The sequence below is a fragment of the Mycobacterium shunyiense genome (assembly GCF_058270075.1).
The window spans coordinates 864,963-884,876 of the sequence record NZ_JBZDPU010000015.1 but is presented as its reverse complement, the minus strand read 5'-3'; the positions used below and the strand labels follow the sequence as shown (position 1 = coordinate 884,876).

Genomic DNA, 19,914 nt, shown 5'->3' with positions numbered 1-19,914 from the left:
GTGTTCGAACGGTTCAGTCGCCATGCGCGCGTAGCGGTAGTACTGGCCCAGGAGGAGGCCCGAGAACTGTCGGCCAACGACATCCGGCCGGAGCACATCCTGGTCGGGGTACTGCAGAGCTCCGGACGTGAATTGTCGGCATTGCTGGCCGGATTCGGCCTGACATCTGATGTGGTTCGTGCCAAGTTGGTGGCCGCCGACGCGCCTGGCGACGAATCGTTCGATGGCGACGCCGAGGCGTTGCGGTCGGTCGGGATCGACCTCCGGGCCGTGCGCGACAACGTCGACCGCGCGTTCGGCGACGGCGCGTTCGACAACGCGCTGCGCAGCAGCGGACGTCGGCGCAGGCGCCGGGGCCACCTCCCCTTCACCAAGCCCGCGAAGAAGGTGCTGGAGCTGGCATTGCGGGAGTCGTTGGCACACAAGGACGGCTACATCGGATCCGAGCACATCCTGCTGGGAATCCTTCGGGGCGGCGACGATCACACGGTTGCCCTGATCGCAGAGCATGTCGATACCCGCGAGCTGCGCGAAGACATCGTCGGACTCCTGGACAACGCGGCGTAAGCGCAACTCGCCGGTTTCTACCTCTGGGGCGTGGGTGTCGACGTATCGCAGCCCACAGGTAGAAATCGGCGACGCGGGAGCGCCCGCGAAGCCTGAGGCACGCGCGGGGGAGCGCCCGCTAACCCAGGACCAGAGCCAGGGACACCGCGATCGACCACACCAGCATGGTCAGCCCGGTGTCGCGAAGCACCGGGATCAGCTGGGCGCCGGTGCTGCCGTCGCGCACCGGCCGCAGTCCCCGCACCGCAGGCACCGCGGCGAGCAGGCCCACCGCGCACCACGGCGTGGCGAGCATCAGCACCAGGGGCAGTACCAGGGCCACGGCGACCAGCAGTTGATACAGCAGCCGGGTGCGGGCATCGCCGAGGCGCACGGCCAGCGTGATCTTGCCGGACTGGCTGTCGGTGGGGATGTCTCGCAGGTTGTTGGCCACCAGCACCGCCGACGACAGCGAGCCCATGGCGACCGACGCGACCAGTCCGACCCAGTCGACGCGCAGCGCCTGGGTGTACTGCGTGCCCAGCACGGCGACCAGCCCGAAGAAGATGAACACGGCCACCTCACCCAGGCCGAGGTAGCCATAGGGCTTCTTGCCGCCGGTGTAGAGCCAGGCCCCGGCGATGCACACGGCGCCGACCGCGATGAGCCACGGCGCGCTGAACGCCGCAAGCGCCAGTCCGGCCACCGCGCCGACCGTCAGGCTCACCAGGGCCGCGGTCAGCACGGCCCGCGGTGAGGCCAGCTTGGAGCCCACCAGCCGCAACGGCCCCGATCGCACGTCGTCGGTGCCGCGGATGCCGTCGGAGTAGTCGTTGGCGTAGTTGACGCCGATGATCAGCGCGAGCGATACGACCAATGCCAGCAACGCTTTCCACCACACCGCCGACCCCATCCAGGCGGCGGCGCCGGTGCCGGCGAGCACCGGGGCGACGGCGTTGGGCAGGGTGCGGGGACGGGCACCCTCGATCCATTGCGCGAAACTGGCCACGACGGTCATCGTATGAGCTCGCCGAGTGCGTCACCGCGCGGACTCTTACACTGAGCGTCATGAAGGAGCAGCTCAGTAAGACCGAGATCGGCAAGGACGTGCTGCAGGAATCCGTGGAGGCCGTGGCCTCGACGGTCGGGCAGGTCACCTCGATCATCACCACCGCCGTCAAGGATGTCGCGACGGCCATCGGTGGCCTGGCCACCGATGTCTTCGAGATCGCCGACGGTGCCCGCAAGGCCAACGAGGATTTCGACGACGACTTCGACGATGACTTCGTCGCCCCGAAGCCCGCGAATGACGCCGACGTCCCGGCGGACGTCGTGACCCCCGACAAGGGCGAATAACGCTGCATGCTCGGTGTCATAGGCGGTAGCGGGTTCTATTCGTTCTTCGGGCCCGAGGCCCGCACCGTCACCGTGGACACCCCGTACGGCGCACCGAGCGCACCGATCACGGTCGGCGCGGTGGGCGGGCACGAGGTGGCGTTCCTGCCCAGGCACGGGGTCAACCACGAGTACTCGCCGCACACGGTTCCGTACCGGGCCAACATGTGGGCGCTGCGCATGCTGGGGGTGCGACGTGTCTTCGGTCCGTGCGCGGTGGGCAGCCTGACCGAGGAGTTGGGTCCCGGTTCGATCGTGGTTCCCGATCAATTGGTGGATCGCACCCGTGCCCGCGCTGACACGTACTTCGATTCCGGCGGTATCCACGTCGGCTTCGCCGATCCGTACTGCCCGGCATTGCGGTCCACGGCGGCCGGGCTTCCCGGTGTGGTCGACGGCGGCACCATGGTGGTGATCCAGGGGCCGCGGTTCTCGACCAGGGCCGAGAGCCGGTGGTTCGCCGATCAGGGCTTCACCCTGGTCAACATGACCGGCTATCCCGAGGCTGTGCTGGCCCGTGAGCTTGAGATGTGTTATGCGGCAATCGCTTTGGTCACGGACCTGGACGCCGGGATCGAGACGGGCTCGGGGGTGACGACGGTGGACGTCTTCGCCGAATTCGAGCGCAACCTGGTGCCGTTCAAGAAGCTGGTGCACGAAGCGCTGGAGGGCGTCGATGCCGAGCGCGCCTGCACGCACTGTCTGGCCCACGACGGGGTGAAGCTGCCGTTCGAGCTGCCGTGACGGCCTGAGATCGGACCCCCTCTTGACACCCGTCAAGTCGGGGTGCCAATACTGACGGGGTGAAACCCGCGATCTGTGAGCAGTTCGGTATCGACTTTCCGCTCTTCGCCTTCAGTCACTGCCGTGACGTGGTGGCCGCGGTGACCAACGCCGGGGGCTTCGGCGTGCTGGGCGCCACGGCCTACACCCCCGAGCAGCTGGACCAGGAGCTGTCCTGGATCGACGAGCAGGTCGGCGGAAAGCCGTATGGCGCCGACATCATCGTGCCGGCGAAGTTCGAGGGCAAGGGCGAGAAACTGTCGCGGGGACAGCTCACCGACCGCATTCCCGCCGAGTACCGCGAGTTCGTTGCGCAACTGCTGGCCGATCACGGTATCGAGCCCGAGGCCAAGCAGCGCTTCGGCGGATCCTCGTTGTCCGGTGACACGGGCCGGGAGTTGCTGGATGTCGCGATGAGCCATCCGATCAAGCTGATCGCGAACGCGCTCGGGGTGCCGCCGGACTACATGATCGAGGCCGGCCGCGAGCGCGGTGTCCCGGTGGCCGCGCTGGTGGGTGCCCGCGAGCACGCCCTCAAGCAGGTGCAGGCCGGCGTGGATCTGATTGTCGCGCAGGGCACCGAGGCCGGCGGGCACTGCGGCGAGGTCAGCACGCTGGTGCTCGTCCCGGAGGTGCTGGAGACGCTGGAGCAGGCGGACAGTGACATCCCGGTGCTGGCGGCCGGCGGCATCGTGACAGGCAGGCAGATGGCCGCGGCCGTGGCGATGGGCGCCGCCGGTGCGTGGACGGGGTCGGTGTGGCTGACCACCGAGGAGGCCGAGACCGCGCCGCACACCGTGCAGAAGATGCTCGACGCGACCTCGCGGGACACCGTGCGCTCGACGGGGCGGACCGGCAAGCCCGCCCGTCAGCTCAAATCTGAGTGGACCGACGCCTGGCAGCCGAATGCCGGTGGCCACCAGACCCTTCCACTACCGCTGCAGAACATGTTGGCCGAGCCGATCATCCGGCGCGTGGATGTGCTTGCCGCCCAGGGGCATCCGGGCGCACAGGCGCTGGCTACCTATTTCGTCGGGCAGGGCGTGGGCTTGATGAACAAGGTCAAGCCGACCCGCGAGGTGGTCCGCGATTTCATCGAGGACTACCTGGCTGCCACCGAGCGGTTGAGCAACTCACTGCCGGACTGAGCCGGCCGGATTGAGCCCGGCCGGCTGCTGCGCCTGCGTCAGTGCCAGTCCCAGACCGACATGTCGTTGGGTGGGTAGTTCTGGCAGACGTCGGTGGTGTTGGCCGCGACGCCCTTGTTGTTGAAGAACAGCTTGGCCCAGTTCGGCCAGCGCCAGGACATGTTCTCGAAGAAGGCGTTGGTGGCCATGTTCTCGGAGTACTGGCGGCGGCCGGCGTAGTCCATGGAGAAGAACCAGTGGATGCGCTCCTGGGCGCCTTGCTGGTCGGCGACGGGCTTGTTGTTGTAGTCGATCATGTAGCGCTCGTAGTAGACCGGTTCGACGTCGCGGGCGGCGGCCATGATCTGTTCGGCGGTGCAGGGGGTGCGCAGGATCCGGTTGGGGATCGGGTAGTCGTCGGTGGCGTCGGCGCTTGCGATGCCGGCGCCGGCCAGGCTGCCTGCGACGGCGCAGGTGGCCACGCCGGTGCGGATCAGGTTCTTGACGCTCGTGCGGTTGGACATGGTGCTCCCACGGTTGGTTAGTGCGCGGCCTGTTCGTAGACGAATCGCTGATCGGGGCAGTAGTAGTTGATGGCGGTGCCGAGGAACTGCCACGCCTGCGCGTCGGTGCTGTCCTTGGCCAGTTGCTTCTTCACGAAGCCGACCGAGTCCTGGGCGGTGTGGTCGACGCCGTTGTGCAGCCGCTTGCACATGATCTTGGCGATCCAGGCGTTGTAGTCCCGCTGCCCGTAGATACCGAAGGTGTGCAGCTCATTGGCGAAATCGGTGTCCGGATCGGCCGAGGCCGGTGCCGCGACGGCGAGACCGGTTGCGGCGCAGATCGACAGGGCAATGATCAGGCGTTTCATCAGGCCAGGGCCTCCTCGGGGTCTCGTTGGACGGGCTTCGGCCACGGTTGTGGCAGCGGACGCTGACGGACCCGCTGAGGCCACCAGAACCAGCGCCCGAGCAACGTGGCGATGGACGGTGTCATCAGCGACCGAACCACAAGCGTGTCGAATAGCAAGCCTAAGCCGATCGTCGTTCCGACCTGACCGATAACGATCAAACTGCTTACCGCCATCGATCCCATGGTGAAGGCGAAGACCAGGCCCGCGGAGGTCACCACGGCGCCGGTACCGACCATGGCCCGGATGATTCCGGTCTTCAGCCCGGCGTGGATTTCCTCCTTTATTCGTGAGACGAGCAGGAGGTTGTAGTCCGCGCCGACGGCCAGCAGGACGATGACCGACATCGGCATCACCATCCAGTGCAGGGGGATACCCACGATGTGTTGCCAGAGCAGTACCGACAGGCCGAAGGCCGAGGCAAGGCTCAACACCACCGTGCCCACGATCACCGCAGAAGCCACCACGGCGCGGGTGAGCACCAACATGATGATGAAGATCAGGATCAGTGCCGCTGCGGCAACGATGATCAGGTCGTAGTCGGCACCCTTCTGCATGTCGTAGTACGTCGCCGAGCTGCCGCCGAGGTAGATCTTGGCCCCCTCGAACGGTGTGCCCTTGATGGCGTCGGTTGCCGCGACCTTCATCGGTTCGATGCGTGCGGTGCCTTCCGGAGTCAGCGGATCACCCTGGTGAATGATGGTGAACCGCACCGCATGTCCGTCGGGCGACATGAACAGCTTGAGGCCCCGCTGGAAGTCGGCGGTATCGAACGCCTCCGGCGGCAGGTAGAACGAATCGTCGTTCTTGGCCGTGTCGAACGCTTCGCTCATGGCGGTGGCGGTGTTCTGCATCGCCATCGTCTGATCCTGTTGGGCCTTCTGCACCTGATACTGGTTCAGCAGCATCTGCTTCTGATGCTTCATCGACTGGATCTGCCGTGGCATCGTGGCGACCATCTTGGGCATCAGGTCGGCCATGCGCTGCATCTCGGGAACCAGGTCCTGGAAGTCGTCGGACATCGTGTTGATGCCGTCGAGGGCGTCGAAGATGGACCGGATGGACCAGCACATCGGGATGTCGAAGCAGTGCGGTTCCCAGTACAGGTAGTTGCGCAGCGGCCGGAACTGGTCGTCGAAGTCAGCCAGGTGATCCCGGACGTCGTTCATGTCGCCCGACGTCGTCTTCATCTTGTCGGCCATGCGCTGTGACACCGCAGCGAGATCCGTCTGGATGCTCATCATCTCGGTCATTGCGTCGATGCTGGTCTGCAGATCCTCAGCTTGATCGAGGATGTTCTGCAGGTTGGTCTGCGCGTAGTCGTTGTTCATCAGCTGGGTCGTACCGCTCTGGCCCAGCGTGTACGGGATCGTCGAGTGCTTGATCGGATCGCCGTCGGGACGGGTGATGGTCTGTACCTGGGCGATGCCGTGCACGTTCTTGAGGGCCTTGGCGATCTTGTCGATGACCAGGAAATCGGCCGGGTTCCGCAGATCCCGGTCGGACTCGATCATCATCAGGTCCGGGTTCATCTTCGCCTGCGAGAAGTGCCGGAACGCGGCGTCGTATCCGACGTTCGTCCCCACGTCCTTGGGCAGGAAGATGCGGTCGTTGTAGGTGGTGTGGTAGCCGGGCAGGGCGAGCAGACCGACCAATGCCGCGACGATGGCGCACACCAGGATTGCACCCGGCCAACGGACGGTGGCGGTGCCGACCCGGTGCCACCCGCGGGACTTCGAATGCCGCTTGGGCTCGAGGATCTTGCCGAATCGGCTGGCCACCGAGATGACGGCCGGTCCCAGGGTCAGTGCCATGGCGACTACCATCGTCATTCCGATCGCCAGTGGAATGCCCATGGTCTGGAAGTACGGCAGGCGGGTGAAGTGCAGGCAGAACGTGGCACCGGCGATGGTCAGACCCGACGCGAGCACGACATGGGCCGTGCCGTGGAACATGTCGTAGTAGGCCGCTTCCTTGTCCTCGCCGGATCTTCGTGCTTCCTGATATCGGCCGATCAGGAAGATCGCGTAGTCGGTGGCCGCGGCGATGGCCAAGGTCACCAGCATGTTGGTCGCGAACGTCGTGAGGCCGAAGAAGTTGTGATAGCCCAGAAGTGCGACAAGTCCACGGGCGCCGGACAATTCGAGCACAACCATCAACAGCACGATCAGTGTGGTGATGATCGATCGGTACACGCCGAGCAGCATGACGGCGATGACGCCGAAGGTGACGAGCTCGATCAGCTCCATGCTCTCGTCGCCGACGATGTTCTGGTCGGTGCTGGAGGCTGCCGATCCGGTGACGTACGCCTTCACGCCATCCGGCGCGGGGCTTTCGGTGGCGATGCGCCGCACCGCCTCAACCGACTCGTTGGCGAGCGTCTCGCCCTGGTCGCCGGCGATGTAGACCTGCACGTAGGCGGCCTTGCCGTCGCGGCTCTGGGCGCCTTTGGCCGTCAGGGTGTCGCCCCAGAAGTCCTGCACATGCTGCACGTGGGTGGTGTCTGCGCGCAGGTCCCGAACCATCTGGTCGTAGAACATGTGCGCTTCGAGGCCCAGTGGCTTGTCACCTTCGAGGACGACCATCACCGAGCTGCTGGTGTCGTACTCCTGGAACTTCTTGCCGACTTCTTTGATGGCGATCATCGACGGTGCGTCGTTGGGGCTCATCGACACCGCGCGCATCTTGCCGACGACCTCGAGTTGCGGCACGACGGTGTTGAGCAGTGCGACGATCACGATCCAGATCAGGATGATCGGCAGGGCGAAGGCCCGGATGAATCGCGGGAGCATCGGATGCGGAGGTGCCGCATGGCGTCCCGTTGGGATGGCGTCGGTCGGGGTGTCGTCGGTCTGGGTTTCTTCCGTGTGGCTGCTCATGCTGCCTTCACAAAGCAGAAGGTTTGTGCGTTCAATCCAGTAGCCGTTCTCTCTTCTTTGACCTCGTCATCGACGGTGACTCGGCAACTGATGCTGCTTCCGTCGCCTTGCGCCATGATGTTGGGTTGCACCGACGGCAATGTGGTTTGCAGGGTCAAAGACCATGGCAGCGGCACGGTTCCGGTGCGCTGGGGTTTGCCTTCGAGGTCCATGTAGTTGATGACGGCGGTGCCGCCCGTTCCGAAGATCTCGTACTTCACGAACTTGGGGTTGAAGTCTTCGGCGTTGTCCGAGGTGGTGTCGGTGATAATCACCGGATGTGCGCCGAAGACCTTGCGGACGTTCATCACGATCAGCACGCCGGCCCCCATCGCGATGACGATCAGTACGGGGAGCCAGATTCGGCGGATGGCCTTCAGCATCGCGGCGGCCCCGAGAGGAGGCCCGCGGCGGGCGTTTCGATGACAGGTGTCACTGGTGGGCCTCCCGACGTTTTCGATGCGATCGCGACAACCCTGCTGTTAGGCGTCCTACGCACTTCGAGGCGTAAAGTTATCCGAATAAGTGGATAGGATCAATCCACTTATGACGCCGCTCACTTTGGACAGAGAGATATGACCGAGGAAACAAGACCCGTGCTGCGCAAGGACGCAGAGCGCAATCGTCAGCGGGTGCTCGACGCTGCGAGGGAGCTGTTTGCCGAGAAAGGTCTTGAGGCGACGCTCAACGATGTGGCGCGCTACGCCAATGTCGGGGTGGGCACGGTGTACCGACGGTTCGCGACGAAGGAAGAGCTCATCGCGGCCATCTTCGTCGACGGTATGGAGCAGCTCACTGCGCTGGCAGAATCTGCGCTGCAACAAGAAGATTCGTGGCAGGGATTCGCCTGGTACGTCGAGAAGATGTGCGAGATCACGGCGACTGACCGGGGATTGCGGGAAATCGCGTTCAGCAAGTCCTATGGGTGCGACCGGGTCAAGGCCTGCCAGGAGCAGCTCGTCCCGGTGTTGACCAAACTGGTGGAGCGGGCCCAGCGTGACGGTTATCTACGTCCGGAGCTGTCGTCCACGGACATGCCGATCTTCGGGCTTCTGGCCGGCACGGTCAGCGAATTCGCCGGCAATGTCGATGCCGAACTGTGGCGTCGCTATGTGGCCATCCTGCTGGCCGGCATGCGCTACCACGCCGGCCAATCGTGCATTCCGGTGAAGGCGCTCGACAGCGATGAGCTCGACACCGCGATGCAGTATTGGGAGCCGGCCGGGCCGCCGCGCTGACCGACACGATGTCGGGACGTTTCGGAAATGCCTGTGCGGGCACAATATCGACGTGGCTATCTACGATGATTCGGACGCTGGTACAGGACAACTGTTTTGCGGGGTCGAGCTGGCCCGCCGGATCGAGAAAGCCGAGTCGGACCTGATCGTCGCGGCGACCCGGTCCGCGGGCGACCGTGGTGCCGACGGGTTGGTGCTGCCGGTCGCCGGCGGATTCGCCTGTTTCGCCGAGGCTGAGTCGCCGATGAACAAGCTGGTCGGCCTCGGCTTCGACGGCGTGCCCGACGAGGCCGTGCTGGGCGAGATCGAACGGGCCTTCGCGGCCAGGGGCAGCGAAACCCGGGTCGAACTGTCCAATCTCGCCGATCCCGAGATCACCGCGCTGTTGTCCGGCCGCGGCTATCGCCTCGCCGAGTTCGAGAACGTCCTCGGCCGCCCGATCGCCGTCGAGGCCCCGTTGGCGACGGAGGTGGATGTGCGCCGGGCCGACGATCTCACCGCGTGGGTGAACGTCGTGGTGGAGGGCTTCGCTCATCCGGACGGGGAAGGCCCGGTCAGCCATGAGCAGTTCCCTGCCGACATCATCGAGAGGGCCGAACGGGACATGGAAAAGGCCGGGGCCACAGCGTATATCGCGCTGTATGGCGGAGCGGTCGCCGGCGGCGGGATGATGCGGCTGAGCGGCGGGATCGCTCAGCTGGCCGGAGCCGCGACCGCGCCGGCCTACCGGCGCCGCGGGGTGCAGGCCGCGCTGCTGGCGGCGCGGCTGGCCGAGGCCGCCGACGCCGGATGCGAGATCGCCGTGGTGACGACGGCTCCCGGCTCGAAGTCACAGCAGAACGTGCAGCGTCGAGGATTCCAGCTGCTGTACACGCGGGCGATCCTGGTGAAACCGGTTGCGGCGGTTCAGTAGAGCATCTTGCGCAGGTTGTCCTCGCGGTAATACGCGTCGAGTTCCTGTTGGGTCTGGTCGGGTTTGAAGGCCTTGGCCATCTGCGCCACCGAGGGCACCGCCGTCGGATTCCAGCTCTCGGGTTTCCAGGCGTCGGAGCGCAGGAACGCCTTCGGGCAGTGGAAGAACACCTCTTCGATGTCGATTTCCAGAGCCAGGATCGGCCGCTTGCCGTCCACCACCATGGCATCGAAATAATCGGCGTCCGAAAGGATCCGGGCGGAGCCGTTGATTCGCAGGGTGTCGCCGCGGCCGGGGATGACGAACACCGTGCCCACGTGCGGCCGCTGCAGGACATTGAGGAAGCCGTCGACGCGCCGGTTGCCTGGCCGTTCCGGGATCGCGATCGTGGTGTCGTCGATGATCTGGACGAATCCAGGCGGGTCGCCCTTCGGGGACACGTCGACGCGACCGTGCGCATCGGTGGTCGCCACGAAACCCAGGGGTGACTGCTTGAGCCAGCCCTGCTGCGCTTCGGACAGGCGGTCGGTCACCTTCTTTGCGACGGCTGGGGTGGGTTGCCCGACGATGGCGCGCAGCTCGTCCGCGGAGGTCACTTCTCGGCGCATGTCTCCATCATGCCCAAGCCGACAAGTGAAATTCCGGCTCCGTGGTTGCGGCGATGCTCCCGCGGTAACAACGCAGTGGTCGTTCTCCGTGCCGGGGAACAGCCATGGCGTTGTTTTGGGCGTCCTGCGCTCAGCTGTAGCGGGCCGCCAGCGCCCGGCGGTCCAGCTTGCCGATGCCGCGGCGGGGCAACTCGTCGACGATGTGCACTTCGCGCGGTGCCGCGGTGGCATCCAGCGTCTGGGACACCTGGGCCCGTAACTCGGCCACGTCGGGGGCTGTCGCACCAGGAGCCAGCACCAGCGCGGCCACCACCCGCTGACCGAGCCGCTCGTCGGGCACCCCGAACACCGCGCAGTCGGCGATCGCCGGGTGGCCGGCCAGTGCCGATTCGACCAGTTGCGGCAGTACCGTCAGCCCTCCGGTGCTGACCGCGTCGTCGACCCGGCCCAAGACCCTGATCACACCCGAATCATCCACGGAACCAAGATCATCGGTGCGGAACCAGCCGGGCTCGGCGAACGGATCGGGTGTGACCGGGTTGCGATACCCCTTGGCTACGGTGGCGCCGCCGAGCAGGATGCGGGAGTTGTCAATCCGCACCTTCACACCGTCGAGCGCCACACCGTCGTACACACAGCCGCCTGCGGTCTCGCTCATCCCGTAGGTGCGGACCACGTTCACCCCCGCCGCTCGGGCCCGTTCGGCCACACCGGCCGGCATCGGTCCGCCGCCGATCAGCACGGCATCGAGTCCGGCCAGCGCTTCCGCGGCGGCCGGGTCCTGAAGGGACTTGTCCAGCTGTACCGCCACCAGCGAGGCGTAGCGGCGCCCACTGCCCAAAGCGGCTACCGCCGAAGGCAACTCGCCCGGTTCGAAGGAGGCCGGGATGGCGACGGGCGTGGTACCGGCCAGTACGCTGCGCACCAGCACCTGCAGGCCGGCGATGTGATAGGCGGGCAGGGCCAGCAGCCACCGGCCCGCACCACCCAACCGGGCGTGGGTGGACTCGGCGCTGGATCGCAACGCCGCCGCGGTCAGCAACGCGCCTTTGGGTTTGCCGGTGGTGCCCGAGGTTGAGATCACCAGGGCGACGTCGTCGTCGATCTCCTCGCCGGCGCGCAAAGTGGTTGTCAGCAGGGAACTCTGACGCTCGTCGTCTGCGGGCACGGGCAGGATCGCCGACTCGCGTCCGGTCAGGACGTCATCGAGGACCGCCAGCAACGGACCCGTCGCAGATCCGACGGAGACGGGGCGGAGAACGGCTATGCCGGGCCCCCTGGCTCTTTCGGGTCGTCACCGTCGGTGCGGCCGGTCTCATCGGTGCCGACGGAATCCTCGGCATCGCGCGGATCGTCCAACGGCCAGCCCTTGGCGGCGAGTCGTTGCCGTACCCGTTCGACGTCTTCCACGCGGGGCAGCTCGTCGGTGATCTGGGTGATCAGCACGCCGATGTCGATGTGATCGAAATCACCGCGATCGATGAGATCCCGTGCGACTGCTTTGACTTCGTCGTTCGTCAGGCGCCGGGTCAGCAGCGCCAACAGCGGCACCCGGTCTGGTCCGGGCACCCCCTCGGGGTACCCGGCGTTCAGCCAGGCCGCGATCTTCGCGAGAAAAGCGTTCACTGTGCCTACTCCTGATGCACCCGAGCGACGTTCCACCGGACATACGAGTTTGAGTCGGAGGACCGCATTGATGTTAGTGGTGCCGGCCGACTCTGGCTCGCAGTGAACTTATAGCCCGCTCGGAGATCGGCAAACCGCCCCGGCGAACAAACCGGGGTGGACAGATGAACACTCGGTGAACTCATTCGTAGCGTATTCGAATTCCCAGCTCAGCGAGGTGTTTCCGGCTGGTCAAAAACGCCAATGGTCCGACAGAATTACCGCCATGAGCGCTGAGCTGATCGTCCTGGTGCTGTTGATAGCAACAGCACTGGCCTTTGACTTCACAAACGGCTTTCACGACACCGGCAATGCAATGGCCACTTCGATCGCCACGGGGGCGCTGAAGCCCAAGACCGCTGTGATCCTGGCGGGTGTCCTCAACCTGGTCGGCGCGTTCCTCTCGGTCGAGGTGGCCGTCACGGTCACCACATCGGTGCTCAAGATTCAGGACAGCAAGACGGGGTCGCTGGTATCCGGCATCGATGCCTCGACGGGTCTCACGATCATCTTCGCCGGCCTGATCGGCGGCATCCTGTGGAACCTGTTGACCTGGCTCTTCGGCATTCCGTCCAGCTCGTCGCACGCGCTCTTCGGCGGTCTGATCGGCGCCGGGCTGGCAGCTATCGGACTGTCCGGGGTCAACTGGTCCGGCGTCCTCCAGAAGGTGCTCATCCCCGCGATCGCGGCTCCGTTCATCGCCTGCCTGGTCGCTGCGGCCGGAACCTGGCTGGTCTACCGCATCACCCGCAACGTGCTGAAGAAGCGCCGCGAGCAGGGTTTCCGTTGGGGACAGATCGCCACCGCCTCGCTGGTCGCCCTGTCGCACGGAACGAACGACGCACAGAAGACCATGGGTGTCATCGCGCTCGCCCTCATCACCACCGGGCACCTCACCGGGGATGTGAAGGAGAACGGTCTTCCGTTCTGGATCATCGCCTCCTGCGCACTGGCCATCGGCCTCGGCACCTACATCGGCGGCTGGCGCGTCATCCGCACGCTGGGCAAGGGCCTGGTCGAGATCGAATCCCCGCAGGGGCTGGCCGCCGAAGCATCCTCGGCCGCAATCATTTTGAGCTCCAGCGCCGCGGGTATGGCGCTGTCCACAACTCACGTCGCCACCGGCTCGATCCTCGGTAGCGGCGTCGGCAAGCCCGGCGCCGAGGTGCGCTGGGCCGTGGCAGGACGCATGGCGATGGCCTGGCTGATCACGCTGCCCGCCGCCGGAATCGTCGGCGCGCTGGCTTTCTGGCTGTCGCACGGTGTCGAGTCGCTCACCGGGGCGGCGCTCGCCGGCGACGGCCTGATCTTCCTGATCCTGGTCGCCCTGTCCGGATACATGTGGTGGCGCGCCCAGCAACAGAAGGTCGACCACAAGAACGTCAATGCCGATTGGGATGACTCCACCAACTCGGTCGTGCCGGCCGAGGTGCGTGAGGCCGGCAAGCCTGCCGCCACAGTCGACAAAGCCGCAGTCTGACCGGATCTAGCTAAGGAATCAGCTGATGATTTATGTGGACTCCATCTTCAAGGTGCTGGTTGTGGGGTTGATCCTCGGAGCCGGTCTGCCTGCGGTGTTCGCCACAGGTCTGGTGGCCTACTCGAACGGCGCCGGCGGCACTCACGAGGACGGCACCGTCGTGGCGCCCAACCCGGTGCTGAAGTTCCTCGGTCTGGCGCTCTTCGCCGTCGTCGCCGCGGTGATCGTGATCGCGATCCTGTGGATCACCAAGACCACGATCATTCATCACTTCGGATTAAACCCCGTCCCGTTCATTCCGGGTAAGTGAGCGCAGCATGACCGAAACGACGAGCTTCCTCGACAACGTGCTGAGCTGGTTGCGGGCCGGCTATCCGGAGGGCGTGCCGCACAAGGACCAGTTCGCCCTGCTGGCGCTGCTGACCCGGTCGCTGTCCGAGGACGAGGTGGTCCGGGCCACCCACGACATCCTGCGCTCCTCGGACGGGGACAGCCCTGTCACCGACGACGAGATCCGGGGCGCGGTGCAGAACGTCATCGACAAGGAACCGCTTCCAGAAGAGGTCAACCAGGTCGCGGCGCGGCTGGCCTCGGTGGGTTGGCCGCTGTCGACCCCGACGCGCTGACGCTATTGCCGCATACGGCTGCGCATCGCCGATTTCTGCAGCAGGGCTGCTGATCGTGCCGATCGACAACCCAGGGGTGGAAAACGGCGCGCTGACTCAGTCGCGGGTGTCCCGGCGCAGGGGATGAGTGTCGGGCACCTGGACGAAAATCAGGGTGATGCCGTCGGGATCGGTCACGTGCATCTCGTGTAGTCCCCACGGTTCCTGGGTCGCGGCGCGGGCGATGGCCACGCCGCGGCTTTCCAGTTCAGCCTGCGTGGCGTAGACGTCGCGCACCTGCAGCCAGAGTGCCCCGGGGAACACCCCGGGTTCGGTGGGACTATGGTGCCCGGCCAGCTCGATCAGTGACTGGCCCGCGTAAAACACTGTGCCTGCACCGTATTCGCGGGCGATGGCCAGGCCGATCCCATCGCGGTAGAACTCCACTGACTTCGGGTAATCGACCGGTCGGATCAACATCCTGCTGGCCAGGATCTCCATAGCCCTTGTCTACCACCGCCGGGTGCCGGCCGCGGTGCGACACGTCAGACCGGTTGGACCCGTTGCCGTTTCATCAGGGCGTCGACCAGACCGGGTGCCACGGTGTTCAGTGCCTTGGCGGTCACTGCCATCCGTGGCGCGATCTGTACCGGCCGGGTGCGCGCCGCGGTCAGCATCCAGTCGGCGGCCTCGGCGGCCGACAGTCCGGGCAGTCCGTCGTAGGCCCGGGTGGGGGCGATCATCGGGGTCTTCACCAACGGGTAGTACAGCGTGGTGGAATGCACGCCGACGGAGGCCCATTCGGTCTCGATGACCCGGCTGACCGCGGCCAGCGCTGCCTTGGATGCGTTGTACACCGCGAACAGCGGTGAGGATTCGTTCATCACGCCCCAGGTGGCGACGTTGATGATGTGCCCGTCCCGACGTTCCCGCATGCCCGGGGCCAGGCCGCGAATGAGCCGCAGCGGCGAGTAGTAGTTGAGCGTCATGGTGCGCTCGACGTCGTGCCAGCGATCCAGAGATTCGGCCAGCGGCCGCCGGATCGACCGGCCGGCGTTGTTGATCAGGATGTCGACACCGCCGAGGTCACGTTCCACGGTGGCGACCAGCTCGTCGATGGCGTCCATGTCGGACAGGTCCACCGCGTGGGCGTGGGCGTCGCCGCCCTTGGCGGAGATCCGCCCGACCAGGTCGTCGAGCAGTTCCTGGCGGCGGGCCACCGCGATGACGGTGGCTCCCTTCGCGGCGAACTTCTCCGCTGCGGCCTCGCCGATGCCCGACGAGGCGCCGGTCAGCAGGATGCGCTTGCCTGCGACATCGATATCGTCACGGGCCTGCAGCCGTTCGGTCAGCGGCGGGCGCATGCTCGTCAACAGCACCTGCTCAGAGAGCCGGCGCAGCGGGTTCTTGCTCATCCGCCGAGTTTAGGTCGCCTACCTTTCCGCGATGACTTGTGGGCGCCTCCCGAGTCGATATCGCTATGACCATCACCGGCAAGCTCGACCAGCGCTTCAGCGAGGCGACCGAACCGACCACGTGGCCGGCCGCCGCGGCCGCACTCGAAGCCGCCGGGCTGTACTGGCTCACCACCGTGCGCGGCGACGGGCGGCCGCACGTCACACCACTGGTCGGGGTGTGGACCGACGATGCGTTCGTGTTCTGCACCGGGCCCTCCGAGCAGAAGGCCCGCAACCTGCAGGCAGGCGCTGCCGTCGTCGTCACAACCGGAACCAACACGTGGAATGCGGGCCTGGACATCGTGGTCGAGGGGACCGCCGCGCGGGTGACCGGTCGGCAACGGTTGACCACCCTGGCCGATGCCTATCGGAGCAAGTACGGCGACGACTGGGATTTCGATTGCGACGACGAGGTTTTCGATCCGGACGGTGAGGCGGCGATCGTCTACCGGGTCACCCCGGCCAAAGTGCTCGCGTTCGCTAAGTCACCGCACGGCCAGACGGGTTTCCATTTCTAGAAGTAGCGCGGGAAACCGCTCCAGTCGGGATCGCGCTTCTGCAGGAACGCGTCGCGGCCCTCGACGGCCTCGTCGGTCATGTACGCCAACCGGGTGGCCTCTCCGGCGAACACCTGCTGGCCGACCAGGCCGTCGTCGATCAGGTTGAACGAGAACTTCAGCATCCGGATGGCCTGGGGCGACTTGCCGTTGATCTCGGCCGCCCACTGCAGGCCGACCGCCTCCAGCTCGGCGTGGTCGACGACGTCGTTCACCGCGCCCATCTGGTACATGGTCTCGGCGTCGTAGGCGCGGCCCAGGAAGAAGATTTCGCGGGCGAACTTCTGCCCGGTCTGGCGGGCCAGATACGCGCTGCCGAAGCCGCCGTCGAAGCTGCCGACGTCGGCATCGGTCTGCTTGAACCGGGCGTGCTGGCGGCTGGCCAGGGTCAGGTCGCAGGTGACGTGCAGGCTGTGGCCGCCACCGGCTGCCCAGCCGTTGACCAGGCAGATCACCACTTTCGGCATGAACCGGATGAGCCGCTGCACCTCGAGGATGTGCAGTCGTCCGGCCCGGGCCGGGTCGACGGTCTCGGCGGTCTCCCCGTCGGCGTACTGATACCCGGAGCGCCCGCGGATGCGTTGGTCCCCGCCGGAGCAGAAGGCCCAGCCGCCGTCCTTGGCCGACGGGCCGTTGCCGGTCAGCAGCACCACCCCGACGTCGGGGGACATCCGGGCGTGGTCGAGGACGCGGTACAGCTCGTCGACGGTGTGCGGCCGGAACGCGTTGCGCACCTCGGGCCGGTCGAACGCGACCCGCACCGTGGGCTGCCGGGCGCCGTCGGCGACGTGGCGGTGGTAGGTGATGTCGGTCAGATCGTCGAAGCCGGGCACCGGCTCCCAGGCTGTCGGGTCGAACGGGTTGTCTGCACTCACGTGCTCGACTGTAGAGCGAGGGCAACTCGACGTTTCACAGGTACCGTCGCGGGGTACAAAACCTGGCGCGATGATGCGTACAGCGCATCACCAGATCAGAAAGAGACGACGTTGACCACAATGAAGAAGTCGGCAGGTGTGTTGTTCTCGGGGTTGGCTGTCGGCCTTGCACTCGTCGGATGTTCACCTGCGATCACCGGTGGTGACACCAAGTGCAAGGACTTCATCGGGCAGGACGAGAAGACCCAGGACGAAGCCGTGTCCAAGATGCTCAAGGATGAGAAGGGCAACGATCCAGCCCAGCTCGAGATCACCGGAACCCGGATGGCCGTGCAGGCCTTCTGCCAGACAGTGGGCAAGCAGGACTCCAAGATCAAGGAAGCCCCACACCTGAGCTGACGGGCAGGCTCTAGATCGGGTCCAACCGGAACACCGGGCAGCGCCCGGCGAGTGCCTCGAACTCGTCCGGATTGGGCCCGGTCACCAGCCCGGCATTGCGCATGAACCCGACACCGGTCGGCACCAGGACGGGGAATTGGCGTAGCAGCGGCCGCGCCTGCTCGACGGGGATCTCCACCACTCGGACCCGCTGGTCTTTGCGGCCCTGGTGCACGGTGGCCTCGCCGGCAGCGCGGGCGTTGGCGGCCCAGTCGCCCTTCGGCAGTCCGCCGACGATGTAGCGGTGCCCGTCGACGGTCATCGGGGTGACGGGCGTCGACCGGGGTTTACCGCTCTTGCGGCCCGTCACCGTGAGCACCACGGGACCCTTGTCGCCGCCGACGCCGAGCTTGTTGAGCCCGATCATCACCTTGTTGACGTATTTCAGCCACCACGGTGGCCGGATCTGGTCGTCAGCCATGACTCCACACTAGGCGCGGATACCGACAGCCTGCAGGGCCGTGATCAGCCCGTCGGGCCGCTGCTCGGTGGGCAGAGGATCGACCAGTGCGAACTGGCAGCCGACTTCACGGGCACCGCCGTCGGCCTCCTCGCTGTCGCCGACCATCAGCGCTTCCTGTGCCGGCACACCGAGGCGCTGCAGTGCCGTGGTGAATATCGCCGGGTCTGGTTTGACCGCACCCACTTCGAAGGACAGCACGAACTCGTCGACGTGCTCGGCGGCGCCGATCGCGGTGAAGGCCGGACGTACATCGAATGCGATGTTGGACACGACGGCCGTCCGGAGTCCCTGTGCTTTCAGGCTTTTGAAGACCCGCGCGGTGTCGGGGTAGGCCGTCCAACTTGCCGGATCGATCACCCGGTTGTACAGCGATTCGGCGTGATGGTGGGCCAGCCCAGATTCCCGCAGCACATGCAGATAGGCCTCACGGTGCAGGTGCGGGGCCAGGTCCCGGTTGGCCCAGGCTTGGTACTGCTCGTCGGTCATGGTCACGGACCGTCCGGTCGGGGCGGTCAGCCGGCGCATCAACTCGGTCTGCACGTGGCCGTCGACCTCACGTTCGTCGACGGCCATCCCGGCGAACCAACTGTCCTGTTCCTCGAGGCGGAACAGGGTCCCGGAGAAGTCGAACAACACTGCCGACACCATGTCCGCCATCGTGCCACGACCCCGCCCGGGATCAGCCGCGTTCGCGGATTGCCTTGTTCGCCAGTACGTCTCGCTCGCGTTCGTTGTCGGTCAGGGCGGCGGCCCGGTCGAACTGCTCGGCGGCCTCGCTGTGCCGGCCCAGCCGGGACAGCAGTTCGCCGCGCACGCTGGGCAGCAGGTACGAGCTGTCCAGCCCCTCGATCCCGTCGACGATCTCCCATGCCTCCTGCGGGCCGGAGTGCATGGCGACGGCCACCGCCCGGTTGAGCTGGACCACCGGGGACGGGGTGATCTGCAGCAGCGCGTCGTACAGGGCGACGATGCGGGCCCAGTCGGTGTCGGCCGCCGTCGGGGCGACTGCGTGGCATTCGGCGAGCGCGGCCTGCAACGCATATGGGCCCCAACCACGTTGCTGCCGTGCGATAGCGGAGCGCTCAAGGGCCTTGATGCCGCGCTGAATCTGCGCCCGGTCCCAGCTGGCCCGATTCTGGTCCTCCAGGAGGATGGGCCGGCCGTCGGCATCGGTGCGCGCCGCAAAGCGTGAGGACTGGAACTCCATCAGGGCGAGCAGGCCGTGGACCTCGGGTTCGTCGGGTACCAGGGCGGCCAGCACCCGCCCCAATCTCAGGGCCTCGGTGCACAATTCGTCGCGGATCCAGCGCTGTCCGGCGGATGCCGAGTAGCCCTCGTTGTAGATCAGATAGATGACCGAGAGCACCGCCGACAGTCGGTGCGGGTATTCGTCGCGCGGCGGTACCTCGAAGGGCGGGTTGGCTTGTGCCAGAGTCTTCTTGGCCCGGGTGATGCGCGCGGCCGCGGTGGCGGTCGAGATGAGGAAGGCCCGGGCGATCTCCTCGGTGCTAAGCCCGCCGACCATGCGCAATGTCAGCGCGACCTGGGCTTCGCGGGACAACACCGGGTGCGCGGCGATGAAGATGAGGCGCAGGACGTCGTCGTCGATGCGGTCGGGGTCCCAGGCCTCGTCGACATGTTCGGCCAGGTCGTGGGCCAGCACGGCGTACTGGGCGTCGAGGTTTTCCGCGCGCCGCCAGTGGTCGATGGCCTTTCGTTTGGCCACGGTGGTCAGCCAGGCCCCGGGGTTTCGCGGCACCCCGGTCTGCGGCCACTGCGTGAGGGCGTCGAGCAGTGCGTCGGAGGCGAGATCCTCGGCCAGACCGACATCGCCGACGGTGCGGGTCAGCGTGGCCAGGATCTTGGCCGCCTCCATCCGCCAGACCGCGTCGAGCGTTGCGCGCATGTCGGCGGAGGTGGCGGGTACGTCGGGCAC

25 protein-coding genes are annotated in these 19,914 nt (G+C 66.2%); 11 read left to right on the top strand and 14 right to left on the bottom strand.

All coding sequences use genetic code 11. The annotated features are described in order from the left end of the window. Complete coding sequence (locus tag AC4ELH_RS18540; protein ID WP_448443756.1) at positions 1–567, top strand: Clp protease N-terminal domain-containing protein; 567 nt, start codon at positions 1–3, stop codon at positions 565–567. Between the two features lie 118 nt (positions 568–685). Here AC4ELH_RS18540 and AC4ELH_RS18535 read toward each other — a convergent pair whose 3' ends face one another. Further along, positions 686–1,555, bottom strand: coding sequence for a 1,4-dihydroxy-2-naphthoate polyprenyltransferase (locus tag AC4ELH_RS18535; protein ID WP_498885866.1), 870 nt, complete (start codon positions 1,553–1,555; stop codon positions 686–688). Between the two features lie 59 nt (positions 1,556–1,614). Here AC4ELH_RS18535 and AC4ELH_RS18530 point away from each other — a divergent pair, with 59 nt between their 5' ends. From AC4ELH_RS18530 to AC4ELH_RS18520, 3 genes are read left to right on the top strand one after another with little or no spacing between them, the layout of a single operon-like run. Continuing rightward, positions 1,615–1,902 (top strand): hypothetical protein, encoded by a 288-nt coding sequence (locus tag AC4ELH_RS18530; protein WP_448443752.1) that lies wholly within the window; start codon positions 1,615–1,617, stop codon positions 1,900–1,902. Between the two features lie 6 nt (positions 1,903–1,908). Further along, the gene (locus tag AC4ELH_RS18525) at positions 1,909–2,685 is read left to right on the top strand and encodes an S-methyl-5'-thioadenosine phosphorylase (RefSeq protein WP_498885864.1); all 777 of its coding nucleotides are present in this window, start codon (positions 1,909–1,911) and stop codon (positions 2,683–2,685) included. Positions 2,686–2,744: 59 nt separating this feature from the next. Next, positions 2,745–3,872: a nitronate monooxygenase gene (locus AC4ELH_RS18520; RefSeq protein WP_498885861.1), complete on the top strand. Its 1,128-nt coding sequence runs from the start codon at positions 2,745–2,747 to the stop codon at positions 3,870–3,872. Positions 3,873–3,910: 38 nt separating this feature from the next. Here AC4ELH_RS18520 and AC4ELH_RS18515 read toward each other — a convergent pair whose 3' ends face one another. The 4 genes from AC4ELH_RS18515 to AC4ELH_RS18500 are packed head-to-tail and all read right to left on the bottom strand — an operon-like array spanning position 3,911 to position 8,062. Continuing rightward, a complete protein-coding gene (locus AC4ELH_RS18515) occupies positions 3,911–4,375 on the bottom strand; it encodes a DUF5078 domain-containing protein (RefSeq protein ID WP_064877731.1) in 465 nt (154 codons plus the stop codon). A gap of 17 nt (positions 4,376–4,392) precedes the next feature. Next, positions 4,393–4,722: a DUF732 domain-containing protein gene (locus tag AC4ELH_RS18510; protein WP_064957065.1), complete on the bottom strand. Its 330-nt coding sequence runs from the start codon at positions 4,720–4,722 to the stop codon at positions 4,393–4,395. After that, the gene (locus tag AC4ELH_RS18505) at positions 4,722–7,640 is read right to left on the bottom strand and encodes an MMPL family RND transporter (protein WP_448443747.1); all 2,919 of its coding nucleotides are present in this window, start codon (positions 7,638–7,640) and stop codon (positions 4,722–4,724) included. Before AC4ELH_RS18505 ends, AC4ELH_RS18510 begins: the two co-directional genes overlap by 1 nt. Next, complete coding sequence (locus AC4ELH_RS18500; protein WP_064886758.1) at positions 7,637–8,062, bottom strand: MmpS family transport accessory protein; 426 nt, start codon at positions 8,060–8,062, stop codon at positions 7,637–7,639. Before AC4ELH_RS18500 ends, AC4ELH_RS18505 begins: the two co-directional genes overlap by 4 nt. A 192-nt stretch (positions 8,063–8,254) precedes the next feature. Between AC4ELH_RS18500 and AC4ELH_RS18495 the strand changes: the two genes are divergently transcribed. Together AC4ELH_RS18495 and AC4ELH_RS18490 are read left to right on the top strand one after the other, a co-directional pair. Then, positions 8,255–8,917 (top strand): TetR family transcriptional regulator, encoded by a 663-nt coding sequence (locus AC4ELH_RS18495; protein ID WP_448443743.1) that lies wholly within the window; start codon positions 8,255–8,257, stop codon positions 8,915–8,917. Positions 8,918–8,969: 52 nt separating this feature from the next. Then, entirely contained in the window at positions 8,970–9,830 is an 861-nt protein-coding gene (locus AC4ELH_RS18490) for a GNAT family N-acetyltransferase (protein ID WP_064886760.1), read from the top strand. On the opposite strand, the gene AC4ELH_RS18485 is transcribed toward AC4ELH_RS18490, so the two are convergent. The 3 genes from AC4ELH_RS18485 to AC4ELH_RS18475 form a co-directional block, all read right to left on the bottom strand. Continuing rightward, complete coding sequence (locus tag AC4ELH_RS18485) at positions 9,824–10,438, bottom strand: pyridoxamine 5'-phosphate oxidase family protein (RefSeq protein ID WP_064886761.1); 615 nt, start codon at positions 10,436–10,438, stop codon at positions 9,824–9,826. The genes AC4ELH_RS18490 and AC4ELH_RS18485 overlap by 7 nt on opposite strands. 130 nt (positions 10,439–10,568) lie before the next feature. After that, positions 10,569–11,660: an o-succinylbenzoate--CoA ligase gene (gene menE / locus AC4ELH_RS18480; protein ID WP_448443740.1), complete on the bottom strand. Its 1,092-nt coding sequence runs from the start codon at positions 11,658–11,660 to the stop codon at positions 10,569–10,571. 41 nt (positions 11,661–11,701) lie between these two features. Then, the gene (locus AC4ELH_RS18475) at positions 11,702–12,064 is read right to left on the bottom strand and encodes a DUF3349 domain-containing protein (RefSeq protein ID WP_064957060.1); all 363 of its coding nucleotides are present in this window, start codon (positions 12,062–12,064) and stop codon (positions 11,702–11,704) included. A 265-nt stretch (positions 12,065–12,329) separates the two neighbouring features. On the opposite strand from AC4ELH_RS18475, the gene AC4ELH_RS18470 reads away from it, so the two are divergent. Genes AC4ELH_RS18470 through AC4ELH_RS18460 form a run of 3 tightly spaced genes read left to right on the top strand, consistent with a single transcriptional unit; the run spans position 12,330 to position 14,209 of the window. Continuing rightward, positions 12,330–13,583: an inorganic phosphate transporter gene (locus AC4ELH_RS18470; RefSeq protein WP_064886763.1), complete on the top strand. Its 1,254-nt coding sequence runs from the start codon at positions 12,330–12,332 to the stop codon at positions 13,581–13,583. Between the two features lie 25 nt (positions 13,584–13,608). Further along, complete coding sequence (locus tag AC4ELH_RS18465; protein WP_448443738.1) at positions 13,609–13,893, top strand: hypothetical protein; 285 nt, start codon at positions 13,609–13,611, stop codon at positions 13,891–13,893. 7 nt (positions 13,894–13,900) lie between these two features. Then, complete coding sequence (locus AC4ELH_RS18460; protein WP_064934916.1) at positions 13,901–14,209, top strand: DUF3349 domain-containing protein; 309 nt, start codon at positions 13,901–13,903, stop codon at positions 14,207–14,209. A gap of 96 nt (positions 14,210–14,305) precedes the next feature. Here AC4ELH_RS18460 and AC4ELH_RS18455 read toward each other — a convergent pair whose 3' ends face one another. After that, complete coding sequence (locus tag AC4ELH_RS18455) at positions 14,306–14,689, bottom strand: VOC family protein (RefSeq protein WP_448443735.1); 384 nt, start codon at positions 14,687–14,689, stop codon at positions 14,306–14,308. A 44-nt stretch (positions 14,690–14,733) separates the two neighbouring features. After that, positions 14,734–15,603: an SDR family oxidoreductase gene (locus tag AC4ELH_RS18450; RefSeq protein WP_064886772.1), complete on the bottom strand. Its 870-nt coding sequence runs from the start codon at positions 15,601–15,603 to the stop codon at positions 14,734–14,736. A 65-nt stretch (positions 15,604–15,668) separates the two neighbouring features. Between AC4ELH_RS18450 and AC4ELH_RS18445 the strand changes: the two genes are divergently transcribed. Next, positions 15,669–16,163, top strand: coding sequence for a pyridoxamine 5'-phosphate oxidase family protein (locus AC4ELH_RS18445; protein WP_448443732.1), 495 nt, complete (start codon positions 15,669–15,671; stop codon positions 16,161–16,163). On the opposite strand, the gene AC4ELH_RS18440 is transcribed toward AC4ELH_RS18445, so the two are convergent. Then, entirely contained in the window at positions 16,160–17,077 is a 918-nt protein-coding gene (locus AC4ELH_RS18440; RefSeq protein ID WP_064886774.1) for a 1,4-dihydroxy-2-naphthoyl-CoA synthase, read from the bottom strand. The genes AC4ELH_RS18445 and AC4ELH_RS18440 overlap by 4 nt on opposite strands. Before the next feature lie 120 nt (positions 17,078–17,197). Here AC4ELH_RS18440 and AC4ELH_RS18435 point away from each other — a divergent pair, with 120 nt between their 5' ends. Then, positions 17,198–17,476, top strand: a complete 279-nt coding sequence (locus AC4ELH_RS18435) for a hypothetical protein (protein ID WP_055110400.1) — start codon at positions 17,198–17,200, stop codon at positions 17,474–17,476. Between the two features lie 10 nt (positions 17,477–17,486). Here the strand turns inward: AC4ELH_RS18435 and AC4ELH_RS18430 are convergent, their stop codons facing one another. From AC4ELH_RS18430 to AC4ELH_RS18420, 3 genes are read right to left on the bottom strand one after another with little or no spacing between them, the layout of a single operon-like run. Next, positions 17,487–17,936 (bottom strand): nitroreductase family deazaflavin-dependent oxidoreductase, encoded by a 450-nt coding sequence (locus AC4ELH_RS18430; RefSeq protein ID WP_448443728.1) that lies wholly within the window; start codon positions 17,934–17,936, stop codon positions 17,487–17,489. A 9-nt stretch (positions 17,937–17,945) separates the two neighbouring features. After that, positions 17,946–18,635, bottom strand: a complete 690-nt coding sequence (locus AC4ELH_RS18425) for an HAD family hydrolase (protein WP_064957051.1) — start codon at positions 18,633–18,635, stop codon at positions 17,946–17,948. 22 nt (positions 18,636–18,657) lie between these two features. Further along, positions 18,658–19,884, bottom strand: a complete 1,227-nt coding sequence (locus AC4ELH_RS18420) for an RNA polymerase sigma factor (protein ID WP_498886209.1) — start codon at positions 19,882–19,884, stop codon at positions 18,658–18,660. Positions 19,885–19,914 lie beyond the last annotated feature (30 nt).

Bases quoted from the DNA above. Each gene is read 5' to 3' on its own strand.
- AC4ELH_RS18530 (WP_448443752.1), top strand. From the start codon at position 1,615: ATGAAGGAGCAGCTCAGTAAGACCGAGATCGGCAAGGACGTGCTGCAG.
- AC4ELH_RS18525 (WP_498885864.1), top strand. From the start codon at position 1,909: ATGCTCGGTGTCATAGGCGGTAGCGGGTTCTATTCGTTCTTCGGGCCC.
- AC4ELH_RS18515 (WP_064877731.1), bottom strand. From the start codon at position 4,375: ATGTCCAACCGCACGAGCGTCAAGAACCTGATCCGCACCGGCGTGGCC.
- AC4ELH_RS18510 (WP_064957065.1), bottom strand. From the start codon at position 4,722: ATGAAACGCCTGATCATTGCCCTGTCGATCTGCGCCGCAACCGGTCTC.
- AC4ELH_RS18505 (WP_448443747.1), bottom strand. From the start codon at position 7,640: ATGAGCAGCCACACGGAAGAAACCCAGACCGACGACACCCCGACCGAC.
- AC4ELH_RS18500 (WP_064886758.1), bottom strand. From the start codon at position 8,062: ATGCTGAAGGCCATCCGCCGAATCTGGCTCCCCGTACTGATCGTCATC.
- AC4ELH_RS18495 (WP_448443743.1), top strand. From the start codon at position 8,255: ATGACCGAGGAAACAAGACCCGTGCTGCGCAAGGACGCAGAGCGCAAT.
- AC4ELH_RS18485 (WP_064886761.1), bottom strand. From the start codon at position 10,438: ATGCGCCGAGAAGTGACCTCCGCGGACGAGCTGCGCGCCATCGTCGGG.
- AC4ELH_RS18470 (WP_064886763.1), top strand. From the start codon at position 12,330: ATGAGCGCTGAGCTGATCGTCCTGGTGCTGTTGATAGCAACAGCACTG.
- AC4ELH_RS18465 (WP_448443738.1), top strand. From the start codon at position 13,609: ATGATTTATGTGGACTCCATCTTCAAGGTGCTGGTTGTGGGGTTGATC.
- AC4ELH_RS18460 (WP_064934916.1), top strand. From the start codon at position 13,901: ATGACCGAAACGACGAGCTTCCTCGACAACGTGCTGAGCTGGTTGCGG.
- AC4ELH_RS18455 (WP_448443735.1), bottom strand. From the start codon at position 14,689: ATGGAGATCCTGGCCAGCAGGATGTTGATCCGACCGGTCGATTACCCG.
- AC4ELH_RS18450 (WP_064886772.1), bottom strand. From the start codon at position 15,603: ATGAGCAAGAACCCGCTGCGCCGGCTCTCTGAGCAGGTGCTGTTGACG.
- AC4ELH_RS18445 (WP_448443732.1), top strand. From the start codon at position 15,669: ATGACCATCACCGGCAAGCTCGACCAGCGCTTCAGCGAGGCGACCGAA.
- AC4ELH_RS18435 (WP_055110400.1), top strand. From the start codon at position 17,198: ATGAAGAAGTCGGCAGGTGTGTTGTTCTCGGGGTTGGCTGTCGGCCTT.
- AC4ELH_RS18430 (WP_448443728.1), bottom strand. From the start codon at position 17,936: ATGGCTGACGACCAGATCCGGCCACCGTGGTGGCTGAAATACGTCAAC.
- AC4ELH_RS18425 (WP_064957051.1), bottom strand. From the start codon at position 18,635: ATGGCGGACATGGTGTCGGCAGTGTTGTTCGACTTCTCCGGGACCCTG.
- AC4ELH_RS18420 (WP_498886209.1), bottom strand. From the start codon at position 19,884: ATGCGCGCAACGCTCGACGCGGTCTGGCGGATGGAGGCGGCCAAGATC.